General features: G+C 42.8%; 15 protein-coding genes. 7 read left to right on the top strand and 8 right to left on the bottom strand.

Features of this window, described 5'->3' with window-relative positions:
- Positions 1-21 precede the first annotated feature (21 nt).
- Both pstA and PseudUWO311_RS02445 read right to left on the bottom strand, forming a co-directional pair.
- Positions 22-1,953, bottom strand: coding sequence for a phosphate ABC transporter permease PstA (gene pstA / locus PseudUWO311_RS24305; protein WP_223807418.1), 1,932 nt, complete (start codon positions 1,951-1,953; stop codon positions 22-24).
- The gene (locus tag PseudUWO311_RS02445; RefSeq protein WP_142653506.1) at positions 1,946-3,187 is read right to left on the bottom strand and encodes a metallophosphoesterase family protein; all 1,242 of its coding nucleotides are present in this window, start codon (positions 3,185-3,187) and stop codon (positions 1,946-1,948) included. Before PseudUWO311_RS02445 ends, pstA begins: the two co-directional genes overlap by 8 nt.
- A 354-nt stretch (positions 3,188-3,541) precedes the next feature.
- On the opposite strand from PseudUWO311_RS02445, the gene PseudUWO311_RS02440 reads away from it, so the two are divergent.
- The 3 genes from PseudUWO311_RS02440 (at position 3,542) to PseudUWO311_RS02430 (ending at position 5,901) form a co-directional block, all read left to right on the top strand.
- Positions 3,542-4,273 (top strand): SIMPL domain-containing protein, encoded by a 732-nt coding sequence (locus tag PseudUWO311_RS02440; protein WP_142653505.1) that lies wholly within the window; start codon positions 3,542-3,544, stop codon positions 4,271-4,273.
- A gap of 171 nt (positions 4,274-4,444) precedes the next feature.
- The gene (locus PseudUWO311_RS02435; RefSeq protein ID WP_142653504.1) at positions 4,445-5,074 is read left to right on the top strand and encodes a precorrin-8X methylmutase; all 630 of its coding nucleotides are present in this window, start codon (positions 4,445-4,447) and stop codon (positions 5,072-5,074) included.
- 122 nt (positions 5,075-5,196) lie between these two features.
- Complete coding sequence (locus PseudUWO311_RS02430; RefSeq protein ID WP_190303387.1) at positions 5,197-5,901, top strand: precorrin-2 C(20)-methyltransferase; 705 nt, start codon at positions 5,197-5,199, stop codon at positions 5,899-5,901.
- A 44-nt stretch (positions 5,902-5,945) separates the two neighbouring features.
- Here PseudUWO311_RS02430 and PseudUWO311_RS02425 read toward each other — a convergent pair whose 3' ends face one another.
- From PseudUWO311_RS02425 to PseudUWO311_RS24725, 4 genes are all read right to left on the bottom strand, one after another.
- Positions 5,946-6,419, bottom strand: a complete 474-nt coding sequence (locus tag PseudUWO311_RS02425) for a hypothetical protein (RefSeq protein ID WP_142653502.1) — start codon at positions 6,417-6,419, stop codon at positions 5,946-5,948.
- Positions 6,420-6,587: 168 nt separating this feature from the next.
- Positions 6,588-6,833: a GlsB/YeaQ/YmgE family stress response membrane protein gene (locus PseudUWO311_RS02420; RefSeq protein ID WP_142653501.1), complete on the bottom strand. Its 246-nt coding sequence runs from the start codon at positions 6,831-6,833 to the stop codon at positions 6,588-6,590.
- Positions 6,834-6,932: 99 nt separating this feature from the next.
- A complete protein-coding gene (locus PseudUWO311_RS02415) occupies positions 6,933-7,418 on the bottom strand; it encodes a CsbD family protein (RefSeq protein WP_142653500.1) in 486 nt (161 codons plus the stop codon).
- 166 nt (positions 7,419-7,584) lie between these two features.
- Entirely contained in the window at positions 7,585-7,875 is a 291-nt protein-coding gene (locus tag PseudUWO311_RS24725; RefSeq protein WP_142653499.1) for a CsbD family protein, read from the bottom strand.
- A gap of 243 nt (positions 7,876-8,118) precedes the next feature.
- Between PseudUWO311_RS24725 and PseudUWO311_RS02405 the strand changes: the two genes are divergently transcribed.
- Together PseudUWO311_RS02405 and PseudUWO311_RS02400 are read left to right on the top strand one after the other, a co-directional pair.
- Positions 8,119-9,594 (top strand): alpha-amylase, encoded by a 1,476-nt coding sequence (locus tag PseudUWO311_RS02405; RefSeq protein WP_142653498.1) that lies wholly within the window; start codon positions 8,119-8,121, stop codon positions 9,592-9,594.
- A 231-nt stretch (positions 9,595-9,825) separates the two neighbouring features.
- Positions 9,826-10,260, top strand: a complete 435-nt coding sequence (locus PseudUWO311_RS02400; protein ID WP_142653497.1) for a BLUF domain-containing protein — start codon at positions 9,826-9,828, stop codon at positions 10,258-10,260.
- 55 nt (positions 10,261-10,315) lie between these two features.
- Here PseudUWO311_RS02400 and PseudUWO311_RS02395 read toward each other — a convergent pair whose 3' ends face one another.
- The gene (locus tag PseudUWO311_RS02395; protein ID WP_142653496.1) at positions 10,316-10,828 is read right to left on the bottom strand and encodes a dihydrofolate reductase family protein; all 513 of its coding nucleotides are present in this window, start codon (positions 10,826-10,828) and stop codon (positions 10,316-10,318) included.
- Positions 10,829-11,190: 362 nt separating this feature from the next.
- On the opposite strand from PseudUWO311_RS02395, the gene atpD reads away from it, so the two are divergent.
- Entirely contained in the window at positions 11,191-12,624 is a 1,434-nt protein-coding gene (atpD, locus tag PseudUWO311_RS02390; protein WP_142653495.1) for a F0F1 ATP synthase subunit beta, read from the top strand.
- A 3-nt stretch (positions 12,625-12,627) separates the two neighbouring features.
- Positions 12,628-13,032, top strand: coding sequence for an ATP synthase F1 subunit epsilon (gene atpC, locus PseudUWO311_RS02385; RefSeq protein WP_142653494.1), 405 nt, complete (start codon positions 12,628-12,630; stop codon positions 13,030-13,032).
- Between the two features lie 49 nt (positions 13,033-13,081).
- On the opposite strand, the gene PseudUWO311_RS24720 is transcribed toward atpC, so the two are convergent.
- Complete coding sequence (locus PseudUWO311_RS24720; RefSeq protein WP_223807417.1) at positions 13,082-14,356, bottom strand: RNA polymerase sigma factor SigF; 1,275 nt, start codon at positions 14,354-14,356, stop codon at positions 13,082-13,084.
- Between the last annotated feature and the right edge of the window lie 323 nt (positions 14,357-14,679).

Genomic DNA, 14,679 nt, shown 5'->3' with positions numbered 1-14,679 from the left:
GGCAGTAGGGTTAATTGAGATTCAGTTTAGCCGATCGCGGGTCAAAAATCTGGCGGCGACACTGATGCTTAAAATTAATGCAACAACTACCAAAGCAGCCGTCCATGCTAGAGCCTGATCGTTAGGATAGGGCGATAGGGCAAAGTTGTAAATCAGCACCGACATCGAAGCAACGGGTTTCCACAATCCATTCAATCCATATTGACTGAAGAGAGCAGTAAACAACAAAGGCGCAGTTTCGCCAGTCGCACGGGCGATCGCTAGCACAATGCCAGTGACGATCGCAGGTGTGGCAGCAGGAATAATGATCAAAGTAATTGCTTGAATTGGACTCGCACCGATCGAGATCGCACCTTCGCGTAGTTCTGGAGAAACCGCTTTTAATGCTTCTTCTGAAGTTCTAGCGATCGTCGGTAGCATCACCGCCGCAAGAGCCACGCCTCCTGCGATCACCGAAAAGGTTCCTGATGTGAGTACGACCAAGCCATAGGCAAATAAGCCACAAAGAATTGAAGGAACTCCACTCAACACGCCATTAAAAAACCTTACCCATTGCGATAGAGGTTTGTTTCGTCCAAACTCGACTAAGTAAATGGCAGCCCCAAGTCCTATGGGAGCGCTCAGTCCTGCGCCAATTCCCACCATTAACAATGTGCCAGCAATGGCATTGCGAAAGCCTCCGCCCGATTCCAATGGTGGCGGAGGCAGTTCGGTAAAAGCGGCAAGATCAAAACGTGACGCTCCTTTGGCGATCAGACTAAAAAGAATCGAGCTAAAGGCAAAAATGGCGATCGCTGTCCCCAAAAATATACCTGTAGTCAAAATCATAGATACAATTTTGCGCTTGATCGGATTTGGTTTCCATTTGGGACTAATTTCAAGTGTGATCTCGGAAGGAGTAATCAACTCATTTTCCATGGATGGAGAGGATAATAGGCTGCTTTTAAGCTCTGTATCAAGAAGATCGCGGTCTTGCTCTATGAAATTGGGTGAAACGTCTCTTCTCTTTTGTGTGGATGAATGGAAATAAGTAATAAAACTATTGGCAAAAATATTCACGATTAGCGTTAATGCCATCAACACCAACGCCGCATATAGCAAAGCCGACAACTGAAGCTCTTTCGCTTCTGAAAACTGACTGGCGACTAATGAAGCGATCGTGGAACTGGGAGCCAGCCAAGACCAATTAATTTGATTAGCATTGCCAATCAACATCACCGCCGCCATCGTTTCGCCGATCGCCCTTCCTAGAGCCAGAACTGCCGCACCGATAATTCCCGACATACTTGCAGGAATCGCAATCCCTGAAATAAATTCCCACCGATTTGCCCCGATCGCCATTGCTCCCATTCGCAACTCCATCGGCACTGAAGCGATCGCATCCCGTGACAGCGCCACCACAATCGGCAAAATCATCAATGTCAACACTAATATTGTCGGCAATAGCGATCGATTGGCGGGAAGGGTGCTAAAAAAAGGAATCCATCCTAAGTTTTGATGCAGTCCGCGCATTAATGGTCTCAGCGCTGGCAACAATACAGAAATCCCCCATAGTCCGTAAACAACGCTGGGAATCGCCGCTAGCAATTCGATTGCAAAGGAAATCGGTACACGAACCACTTTGGGAGCGATATCTTCATTGAGGAAAATCGCAATGCCCACGCCCAAGGGCATCGCCAGAGCGATCGCCACTAGCGAACTGACCAGCGTTCCATAAATCTGCGGCAAAATCCCATAGATATTTTTAACAGGATTCCATTCCATCGTCCAGAGAAAGCCCAAACCAAATTCTTTCAGTGCTGGTACAGCCGCGATCGCTAGTTCAATCACAATCGCAGCAACCAACAAGAGGATGGAGATCGCTAGCCCTTGTGAGGTTTTCTGAAATATCGAATCTAGCCAGAGCGATCGCCTTGAACGACTGAGAACTTGCTCACCAGAAATCTTAGGCACTACAGAGATTCGCTCCCAATTGTTTCTCGCAAGTAGCACGCTCGGAAGCACTCAAATCTTTCATTTTCAGATCCCGCCGTAATACCATACCGTTATGTCCATTAATTGAGCGTGGCAGTTCGTCATATTTGATCGGCTGCATCGTTCTCATGTCATAGGTGGTGTAGGTGGTCAGTTCGGGCGACGCAAAGTTGATATCAATTACTGTCATTGATTTGCGCGGCGGCATCCGACTGTCGAGATAGGGGCGTGGACCCGCTCCGAGAATGCCCATGTGCAGCAGTTGGAGTTTGCCCTTGTGGGCGGGATAGTAACCGTGATGATGTCCGCTAATGTAGGTATGGACGTTATTGCGCTCTAGCATGGCGCGTAACTCTTCCGTATTTGACATCACTTCCCCAGCGCTGTCTCGTCCCACCGTAACTGCATAGAGCGGCAAATGTCCTAGCAAAATCTTAATTTTCGCCGCCTTCGCTGCGGGGCTTTGCAATGCCTTCTCCACCCATGCCAATTTGTCTTTGGGAATCAAATCCGATGAACCATCCCAAGTCAAAAAGAAGACATCCTTATATTTAAAAGTATAATAAAAGGGAAACTCAAAGCGATCGACAAATTCCACACCTGGATCGTGCGTTGGATCGTTCCAATATTTTGAGGCAACGTCCCTTTCGCGGGAGAATAGGAACTTTCCAGAAACACTTCTCGCACTGGACGCGTCGTGATTCCCCATCGTAAACCCATAGGGCAGTTTAGCTCTCCGTAAAGGCGCAGCCACACGATCGTCAAAGGCAGCCCACATCGCTTTCATCTGCTCTTCCGTCAGCGATGGATATTGACCCGCCACCATATCGCCACTACAAGCCACCATATCTGGTTGCCAAAATGGAAGTAAGGCGATCGCTTTATCCACTTCTGGTTCGTAATCGGTGGAACCATAGGCACTATTCAAATCGCTAATTACCGCCAGTCTGATATCACCCCGTGGCGGGTTGTATAATCCATTGGGAACACTATCAACGATCGCTTTAGTCGCTGGCGGCAATACGACTGTTTGTTTAGGTTTATCTTCAGGTTTAGAAGGAACGACTACTTTATTCGCCTCTGAATTCGGAGTAGCATTAGGACTGCTAATAGGTGCATTCGGCTCGGTTTGGCAAGCGTGGAGTGAAATCGTAGCGACCAAACCTACGATGATGCCAAGAAAAGTTCGTAACAGCGATCGCCAAGAGAGCATAATTTAAAGTGAAAGTTCGGTACGAACTACATAATGATTTCAAGTTAAATTAAGCATACAATCACCCGCCTTGCAACTTATTGAAATCGCAAAGTGTTGCAACTTTCTTTTTCGCTTTTATATGGGAACCCACTTATAGCAGTTTTCAATTGAGTGCAACATAAAAAAGGTAGTGGCAATTCATTAATTGCCACTACCTTTTTTATGCTTTTTGTACAGATGTCATTTAAGAACCTTTGCAATTGGCTGTTTCCAAAAATGTAACCGCATTAAATCTTGTTTTATCTAGGTGATATCTTCAAAGCAGTAAAAATTTAAATACCATAGAACAAAAGTTTTCGAGGATATAACAATATGCGTCATGTAACTACATTTATTCTTAGTCTTGCTTTTTGTATTCCCTCCATAACCGCCATCGCCCCATCCGCAAAAGCACAGGACAACTTACCAAGAACTCAAGAAATTAAAAACGAGCGCATTCTGACCGTGACGGGGCGCGGTGAAAGGGCTGTCAAAACCACTAAAGCAAGAATTCAGCTTGGTGTAAATGTGGAAGGTAAAACTGCGATCGCCGTTCAAGAAGAAGTTGCGCGTCAAGCTAATAGCATTGTCTCGCGCTTGCAGCAACTAAACGTTGAGAAATTGCAGACCAACAGCATCCAGCTTAATCCCAAGTATGTCTATGAAAATAATCGCCAACGCCAAGAAGGTTTCACAGGACAGACTAGTGTGAGTTTTGTAGTAGCGATCGATCAAGCGGGCTCAGTCCTTGATGCTGCTGTTAACTCAGGTGCAAATCAAATTGAGCAAATCAGCTTTATCGCCACCGATACCGAGTTAAATGCCGCTAAGCAACTCGCTCTTCAAGATGCCATTAAAGATGCTCAAACTCAATCTAATACTGTTTTAAGTGCCTTAGGTTTTACACCCAAAACCATCAAGACGATTAATATTAGTGATTCAGCGATCGCGTATCCAGTTCCTCAACCCCGCATGGACGCATTTGCAAACAAAGCTTCTTCTATGCCAATTTTGGCTGGCGAGCAGAAAGTCGAGGCTTTAGTGACTTTACAAATTACTTATTAACTCACCTTACGCAGAAGCACTGCACTCAAGTGCGGGCTAAAAGCTAAAACCCGTTGAAACAGGTTGCTTAGAAGTATTTTGTAGTCCACTTCAGTGGACTTGAGCTTTTAGCCAAGAACTTGAGTTCTTGGTTTATTTGCGTAATACTTGAGATCCCCTTTAACCAGTTACATGCTTGACTATATCCGTGATGGCAATGAAATTTATCAAAAGTCCTTTGCCACAATTCGCGCTGAGGCGGATTTATCAATTTTGCCACAGGACTTAGAAGTAGTTGCTGTACGCTTAATTCATGCTTGTGGGATGACGGATATTATCAGAGATCTTGGCTATTCCGAAGATGTGGTGAAAATTGGCAGGGCAGCGCTGAAAAATGGGGCAAACATTCTCTGTGACGCACAAATGGTAGCCAATGGAGTCACCCGCAAGCGCCTACCAGCCAATAATCCTGTAATTTGCACCTTAAATGAGCCTGAAGTGCCAGAACTTGCCAAAACAATTGGCAATACGCGATCAGCCGCCGCGATGGAACTGTGGCGATCGCATATTGAGGGATCGATCGTCGCGATCGGTAATGCCCCGACGGCCCTATTTCGACTATTAGAAATGCTAGATCAAGGTTTGCCTAAACCAGCCGTTATACTAGGATTCCCCGTTGGTTTTGTCGGTGCGATCGAATCAAAGGCGGCTTTGGCGGCAAACAGTCGTGGCGTGCCCTTTTTGACTATTCATGGTCGGCGGGGGGGTAGCGCGATGGCAGCCGCAGCATTGAATGCATTAGCGATGGAGAATGAGCTATAGCAATGTACTTGATTTGTCAGTCAAGGCAATTCATGAATTGTTGCTACTAGTCAAGCTATACAAGGAAAAGATTCTCTCACAAATGATTTAGGATTGTTAGTATGAACCCAGTTGAAGAAGTGATTGCCAAAAAAGGAAATTTGTATGGCTTAGGAATTGGACCTGGCGATCCAGAGCTATTGACGATCAAGGCACATCGCATTTTGACTTCAGTTCCCGTGATTGCCTATCCCACTATGGAAAGTGGCAAAGTTTTGGCAAGGGCGATCGTTGCTGATTTTATTCGTCCTGAGCAGATTGAAGTGCCTATGCCACTTCCCTTTAGTGTCGAGCGCTCTTCACAGCCATACTACGATATTGCCGCCGAAAAGATTGCCGAACATTTAGAAGCAGGAAGGGATGTGGCGGTATTATGCGAAGGCGATCCGATGCTTTACGGCTCATTTATGTATATTTTCAATCGGTTATCTGACAGGTTTCATACAGAAGTCATTCCAGGCATATCTTCGACTTTTGCCAGCGCTGCAATGTTGGGCGCTCCTCTTACTTATCGCAATGATGTGCTGAGTATCATGCCTGCAACTTTAGAGGCTAATATTTTACGCGATCGCCTTGCCGTTGCTGATGCGGCAATTATTATCAAATTAGGTAGACATTTCGCTAAAGTTAAGTCGGTTTTAGAAGAATTAGGGTTATTTTCACGTGCCTTATATATTGAACGTGCCACGATGCCCAATCAAACGATCAAGCAAATATCCTCAGTCGTTGCTGATGAAGTTCCTTATTGGGCGATCGTGATGATTCCCAGTCAAACTAATCCCCAATAAAAAAGAGGCAGTGCAAAGCACTGCCTCTTTTTTATTGGAATTGGTTAATTATTAGGAGAACCTGTAGTAGGCGTTGGGTTTGCAGAGGGAGTCATAGCTTTTGGGGTCGAAGCTGGTGTTGCTGTCGGTTGCGCTGTTACGGTTACTGCTGGTGCTGGTGCTACAGGCTGAGGCTGGACTGTGATCTCAACTTTGGGGGTTGGTTGCAAAGTCGCAGGACTTACTTCTCTAATAGTTGTGTTATTCCGTTCAATTATTGTTGATTTGTTTTCTTTTACCGTATCAACCGCACTCGGCACTAAGATTGGCGCTAGAGCGGGACGATTGTTTAGGTAATATGCAACTGCTCCTGCGCCTACAGCTAAGAAAAGCAGGACGAAGACAATAACAGCGTTAGAACTGCCATCATCCTTGACTTTAGTCGTGCGTTCTTCAGAAGTGCTGTATCTGTTCAAAGGAGTATTAGAGTTAGATATAACTTTTCTACTTGTGGTTTCTTGATCTCTTTCGTCAGACATAATTTTTAATCGAACTCTTAATTAATTGTTAAATACCAATTCACAAAAGTGTGGCTACACTTCTGTGAATTAAAAACCAAACCCTGTAAGGGTTTTACAAACACAAAATGGCGTAGGCATTGTGTGTTTTGTTATAAGCTAGGTGTTGCAACGTATCGCAAGTAAGAATTAAGCAGATTTAATCAGGCGTAGCCCAAATAAGAGGACAACAGCGCCAATCGTGGCAACAATCAAACTACCAAGCAGTCCGCCGCCAGTAGATACACCAAAGGTGCTAAATAAGAAACCACCTAGCAATGCGCCAATGACACCGACAACGATATCTCCCACTAATCCAAATCCGCCACCTCTCATCAGTTGTCCCGCTAGCCAGCCAGCAGCTAAACCGATCAAAATAAACCAAATAAAACTCATACAATTCCATCCTTTTGTTAGTTAAGTTCGGAAGCTTTCTATTGCAGATTTCTCTATAAAAATCTCTACATCACAAGCTAAAAAGAGCTAGAAAGAAACTTACTCAACCTTTCCTTTAACTTTATCTTTCGCATCTTCCATCAAAGTACGAGCTTTTGACTCCAATTGCTTTGCCTTGCCAGCAGTCTGATCTTGGCGATCGCCTTTCAAATTCCCGAACGCTTCCTGTGTTTTTCCTTCTAGATTTTTGGCATTCGCTTTCAATCGTTCTGGCAATTTCACCCCATCTTTAATATTTTCAGTTACTTTCCGAGCATCAGCTTCAGCCTGCTTTGCCTTTCCCATGATTTGATTTTTTGCATCACCTGTGAGATTGCCGATCGCTTCTTGCGTTTTACCTTCAAGATCCTTGGCAGTTGCTTTAATGTTCCCCATTGAGGCGATCGCTGTATGAGGGTTATTAACTAGCTGCGTGAATGATTGTGCTGCCGAACTGTTCTTAACAGCAAGCCCAAAGACTAGGGTAAGTGAAAGGATTGAAATTAATCCAATGTTTAATAATGATCGATAAACTTGTAAAATCATTTTAGTTCTCCAATTACTCTCAAAAAGCATAGTTTTGGATTGAATCAATTTAGTTAAAAAATTAGTCCGTAAGGAATAACTTACATCTATAAATACTAGAATAAAGGTAGATTTTTGATGGTTAAAATGTCAAAATCTTAAATCTTAATTTTTTAGTTGATCAGATTTAATTAATAGAATTTTTGACATTTTTTGCTTTCTTCTCTACAGATTCAGCTACATCCTTAGCTTTTTCTTTGACAATGTTGGCAACATCTTTAGCTTTTTCTTTGACAATGTTGGCAACGTCTACAGCTTTGTCTTTAGCCTCTTCAGATGCATTACGAATATTTGCTTCAACTTGCTTTGCTTGTCCTTCAGCTTGCTTTGAAGAATCATGAGTGATATTGCCTATAGCCTCTTCAATTTTACCTTCAATATTTTGGGCTGCTGCTTTAGCTCTTTCTTGTAAACTCATAATTTTAATTTTCTTTATTTTTTATTTTCCAAATTCACTTTTGCAGTCTCATGAGTGATTTATTGAGTGAAATGAATAACTTGATTAAATACAACATAAAACTTAATACAGGGTATTTTGCCAATGTATATGGATATCACCAGCTTTTTTAAAATATTTATTGCTCAATTAGTCTCTTAAATTAAGCAATAATTTCTTTACTACTAGTTTGTCTTTTAATCTTAATGTTGGGCAATGTTAACTATGTCTAATCAGAATGGTGTGATGATGCAGTATTTCCACTGGTACTTGCCTGATGATGGCAGTCTGTGGAATCAGGTAGCAGAGGAGGCTGAGGAATTAGCAAAAATTGGAATTACGTCTTTATGGTTGCCACCTGCCTACAAAGGAACGGCTGGAGGCATGGACGTGGGTTATGGCATTTATGACTTGTTTGATCTTGGAGAATTTGATCAAAAAGGCTCAGTCAGAACCAAATATGGGACTAAAGACGAATATATTCGCGCCATTAAAGCCGCCCAGAAAGTGGGAATTAATGTTTATGCTGATGTAGTGTTTAATCATAAACTAGGAGCCGATCGCGAAGAACAAATGGAAGCAACGCCATTTAATACGGAAAATCGGAATCAGGCAATCGGCGAATATCAACATATAAAAGCTTGGACGCACTTTACTTTTGAGGGTCGCAAAGGCAAGTATTCGACGATGGAATGGCATTGGTGGCATTTTGATGCGATCGATTACAACGTTTATAATGAAGGTGAAGACGCAATCTATTTGCTTAAGGGTAAATCCTTTGATAAGGACGTTGATCTCGAAAAAGGGAACTTTGATTACTTAATGGGTTGCGACCTTGATATGCGAAATTCTGAAGTGCAAGGAGAACTCAAATATTGGGGAGAATGGATTTATGACACGACCCATGTCGATGGCTTCCGATTTGATGCGGTTAAGCATGTGTCAGCAGGATTCTTTCCAGAATGGTTAGAGCATGTGCGCCATCATGCCAAACGAGATCTATTTGCAGTGGGAGAATATTGGTCTTACGAAGTGGAAGCTTTAAATAATTTCATCGCTGTTACAGAGGGCAAGGTCGATCTATTTGATGCACCTTTGCACTTAAATTTCCATCTCGCCAGTCAAGCAGGTCAGGATTATGACCTCAGCCAAATTTTTGAAAACACCTTGGTCAAAGATCAGCCGACCCTCGCGGTTACCTTGGTGGAAAACCATGACTCTCAGCCATTGCAGTCCCTAGAGTCAATCGTCGAGGCTTGGTTCAAGCCCCTTGCCTACGCTTTGATTTTGCTAAGGCAAGAAGGATATCCTTGTATTTTTTATGGTGATTACTACGGCGCACATTATAAGGATCGGGGTAAAGATGGCAATGAGTATGAGATTTGGATGGAGAGCCACAAATGGTTACTTGATAAGTTCCTTTTTGCACGGCAAACTTATTGTTATGGCGAACAGTTAGACTATTTCGACCATCCTAATACGATCGGTTGGACAAGATTGGGCGATGAAGAGCATTCTGGTGGTGTGGCAGTAGTACTTAGTAACGGCGAAGACGGACGAAAATGGATGAATGTCGGCTATCCAAATAGTACCTATATCGATATTACGGAGCATGTTGATGATCCTGTGACCACCAATGACGATGGCTGGGCGGAGTTTTGTTGCAATGGTGGCTCAGTCTCTGTATGGATCAAAAAGTAGAGCTAATACCAAAACACAAAAAGGCTACGCCTTTTTGTGTTTTTAAAATCCTTACAGGGTTTGCTTTTCAATTCATAGAAATATCGTCACACTTTGTGAATTGCGATAAGTAGCTAGAGCCCAAAGAGAGCAGCAGCGCGAAGCACTGCTGCTCTCTTTGGGATTAATTGTGTACGACACATTGGCGATTTTTGGTAGTCTTATATACATTACTCGGCAATGGATAAATCTATGGCTCTCTATCGTTTAATCTATGTTAGTCAGGCGATCGCAGGACTAGAATATCCCGACTTGGTTGAAATTTTGGAGAAGTCCGAACGTAACAACAAAAAAGTAGGAATTACGGGAATGTTGAGTTTTGGTGATTCGATGTTTTTGCAGGTACTAGAGGGCAGTCGGCGTGTGATTAGCCAAACCTATAATCGTATTCTTTTAGATAAGCGTCATGTTAATGCTGAGCTGATAGATTTCTCAGAAATTGAGCATCGTGATTTTGCTTTATGGTCAATGAAGGTTGTCCAACTTGGTAATCATGCCGAAGTGCGCGATATTATCTTGAAATACTCAAGTTCGGATATATTTTCTCCAATCTCGATGACTGGTAAGCAGAGTTTAAATTTTTTGCGTGAATTGACTGAACTTTATCAAAAAGGATTAGTTTCCTAGATTTATCGGACTTTTCCCAAAACACAAAATGGCTCCGCCATTTTGTGTTTTGGGATTAACCATTGGAATAAGTAAGCTGCACTAAGCCTGTCTCAAAAGTCTTGCTATGCTCCAACTTTAAAGACAAAGTTGGCAGAGTCTGAGGGAACAAAGCGAGCCCTTCGCCTAAAATTATGGGATGGATCGACAGAATAAACCTATCGATAAGATTGTTTTCTAAACAAGTTTTAGCGATCGCGGCTCCACCAACTAGCCAAATATCTTTGCCATCTTGCAATTTTAAATTTTTAACAAAGCTAACTAGATCACCCGCAACAAAATTCACATTTTCATCGCGATCTCGTTGGATAGTTCGGGAAAATACAAAACCCTGCTTGCCAGAATAAGGATATTCCCCAAAAGTTAGCAGCTGCTCGTAGGTACTGCGCCCCATCAAAAGGCGATCAATCGACGCGAAAAAATCTGTATAGCCATAGTCTTGATCAGTAAATAGCCAGTCAACCTCTCCAGAAGTTCTTGCGATATAGCCATCCAGACTCGACGCAATATACAAAATTAATTGACTCATAGTAGAAAATCTAAGCCTTTTCAGGACAGCAATTCTCATTATGAAACCAATTTTGGAGTGTGCTGCGCCTTCGGCGCAGCACACTCCAAAATTGGTTTTGTTGAAAGTCCGCCTTTGACGAACTTTCAACAAAACCAATTTTTATAATGAGAATTGCTGTTTTCAAGAAACCAACGATCTTTAGAGCCCCATTAAATGATATTTTGAGAAGCGGTTAGCTTTATATCTGAGTGTAAAAAAGTTAAACTCGTTAGAGTTTGATCTTGTATGGTGTACTGCATTTTCTTGCGTATATCTTCTTGCACGTCATTTCATTGCAAATTTTTTAGATTCTGAGTTAGAGGCTGGAGTAAACAGCAAGCATGGTAACAACCGCAGAGAAAGTATCCGTAGGTAGCATCACAAAGGTCATTGGTCCTGTTGTTGATGCTGAATTCCCCAGTGGCAAAGTCCCCGAAATTTATAACGCCGTAATCGTAACTGGTCGTAACTCCGCAGGACAAGACATTAATGTCACCTGTGAAGTTCAGCAATTACTAGGTGGAAATCAAGTTCGTGCTGTTGCCATGAGTACCACTGACGGCATCGTTAGAGGTATGAGTGTAACCGATACAGGCGCAGCAATTAGCGTTCCTGTTGGACCAAATACCCTAGGTCGAATTTTTAACGTATTGGGCGAACCTATCGATGAATTAGGTCCCGTTGTAACCGAAGAAAAATTCCCGATTCACCGTCCATCTCCTGCATTTACATCTTTAGAAACCAAACCAAGCACCTTTGAAACGGGCATTAAGGTAATTGACCTTCTCGCACCCTATCGTCGTGGTGGCAAAATTGGCTTATTCGGTGGTGCTGGCGTAGGTAAAACCGTATTAATTCAAGAATTAATTAACAACATCGCTAAAAAGCACTCTGGTGTGTCGGTGTTTGGCGGTGTCGGCGAACGTACCCGCGAAGGTAATGACCTTTACCATGAAATGAAAGAATCGGGCGTACTTCAGTACCTCGCTCTCGTTTATGGTCAAATGAACGAGCCACCTGGAGCGCGTATGCGTGTCGGCTTAACTGCTTTGACCATGGCAGAATATTTCCGTGATGTCTCCAAGCAAGACGTATTGTTGTTCATTGACAATATTTTCCGCTTTACTCAAGCTGGTTCTGAAGTATCAGCACTACTTGGTCGGATGCCATCAGCTGTAGGCTATCAGCCCACACTCGCAACTGACATGGGTGCTTTACAAGAGCGCATTACATCAACCACCGAAGGTTCGATTACCTCCGTACAAGCGGTTTATGTACCTGCGGATGACTTGACTGACCCAGCTCCTGCAACCACATTTGCTCACCTTGATGCAACCACCGTGTTGTCTCGTGGTTTGGCTTCTAAGGGTATTTATCCTGCGGTTGACCCTCTTGATTCTTCCTCGACGATGTTGCAACCAGGTGTCGTCAGTGACGAGCATTACCGCGTTGCTCGTGGCGTACAAGCAATTCTTCAGCGTTACAAAGAACTTCAAGATATCATCGCGATCTTGGGTCTAGATGAACTTTCTGAAGATGATAAGTTGGCTGTAGCCCGCGCCCGTAGAATTGAGCGTTTCTTGTCTCAGCCATTCTTCGTTGCTGAAGTATTTACAGGTTCTCCTGGTAAGTATGTCACCCTCGAAGAAAGCATCAGTGGATTCGATCGCATCCTTAAGGGTGAACTCGATGATCTTCCTGAGCAAGCGTTCTACCTCGTTGGCAACATCGATGAAGTAATCGAAAAAGCTGAAAAGTTAAAAGCTGGTAAGTAGATCATGACCCTAACTGTAAAAGTAATTGCCCCAGATCAAACGATTGTGGATACTGTCGCAGAGGAAGTGATTTTACCTAGTTCTTCAGGGCAATTGGGTATTTTGACTGGTCACGCACCTCTGATTTCGGCACTGGAAACTGGCGTGTTACGTTTTCGTAAGGATAAAGCTTGGGCTGCGATCGCTCTTACGGGTGGTTTTGCTGAAGTTGAAGAAAACGAAGTAACTGTCTTGGTTCGTAGTGGCGAATTAGGCAGCACGATCAATGCTGATGAAGCTCGTAAAAAACTTGAAGAAGCAGAGCAAGCTTTGGCTAGTATTAAGACTGAAGATAAGCAAGGCAAAATTCAAGCTGAGCAAAATTTGAGTATTGCTCGCGCTAGATTGCAAGCTACTACTGCTATCTAAAATAAGGAAAACCTTATTAGAAAAGCGCTCACCAAAGGTGAGCGCTTTTTTATTCGATAGGTGTAGCCAAAATCTTTTTTAGGGCAATTAAGCCTTTTTTGAGTTGTCGTGAGACAGTAACCGCACTAATGCCTAAAGTCTCAGCAACTTCTCGGTGGGTGAATTCTTTTAGAAATACAAACTCAACAACCTCACGGGTGCGATCTTCTAATAGATCAAGAGCTTGTTGGAGCCGAATATTATCTTCTTGGGCAAGTTGAAAACTTTGATATTTGTGATCAGTAACTAGATCGCCAATAGATGTCGAGCTATCCTCGCTTTGATCGATCGGTGTATCGAGACTGATTGGCGATCGGTTTTGACAGGCGAGTTTAATGTCATACCATTCATTAACAGTAATACCTAGCTCGTTAGCTACTTCTTGGCTTGACGGCTCCCGTCCAATTTCAGCACGTTTATTGCGGATGATTTTACAGCCTTGGTTATAGGTGGTCAGCCAAGCGCGAGGCATTCTCACCGTCGGGCTTTTATCACGGAGATAATGTTGGATTTCTCCTTTGATATATGGCACAGCAAAAGAGCTAAAAGCGTTTCCTTTACTAACATCAAATCGCTCGATCGCATTAATTAAACCAATCGACCCAACTTGCATCAAGTCCTCAAAGCTTTCTTGGCATTGATTTTTCCAATGATAGGCTTCGCGGCGCACCAATCCAATATTCAGGTTAACTAATTTGTTCCGCAGTTTGATGGATGGGTTAGCGCGATAGGCTTGCAAAATTTCCAGAGTTTCTTGTTTGCGCGTAATCGTAGTTTGCGAATCAGCTTCTTCAACCTCTTGAGGTTCATTCCGACTGTCGAGATACTGTCTTTGCAAAAAATTCTCTAAATGCTGATGAATATGCGATCGCGCAAATTCAGAAAAATTTGGATTTATCTCAGGATTAAATTGAGTTAACGCTTTTTTTAAGCCTTGTTTGCCAACTTCGAGCAATTCGCGATCGCTTGATCTGCGTTCCCCAACTCTGCGGTTTAATACTCGGCGCTCGTTTCTGTCTGGGCGATCGCTGGAACGACGCTCACCAATATTTTTTTGGTTAATTAAGGAGATTGGTAAAGAAGTGATCGTTTCACGGATCAAACCCATATGAATTTCAATTAGCTGCTGCTGTAAGGGCTCAGAGGGAGAAATTCTATATCCCCGCAAAAGTGTAACTATGTTTTCATTAGTTAAATTATTTTTATCTAATGGCATAAGAAGAACATCCTCAATGATGCTAGCAGCCAGAAAATATGCCCAATACATTAGAGGAGAACTTTGCATACATGTGCTTGATACCGATAGTTGTCAATGACACATAAACTTGTGATGTTGTCTTTTGTTGATGCCCCTAGATTATACAGTTACAAAGCTTCGCTCTAAAACCCGAACCAATAAATTTTAAAAAGTATTGTCTAGCAACACTTTTAGAATTTCATTGTGGTTCGTTTCAATGAAGTTTGCTGTAATCCCAATTCATAAAAGTGTCGGCATACTTTTGTGAATTAAAAACTAAACCTAGTTATAGTTTTAAACATACAAAATAGCCTAGCTATTTTGTGTATTGGTATAACTTTATAACCTAATGTCAAATTGGGAATTTATGA

The organism is Pseudanabaena sp. UWO311 (genome assembly GCF_006937785.1).
GTDB lineage: Bacteria > Cyanobacteriota > Cyanobacteriia > Pseudanabaenales > Pseudanabaenaceae > Pseudanabaena.
Note: the sequence above shows the minus strand (reverse complement) of the source record. Positions and strands in the feature narration are given on the sequence as shown.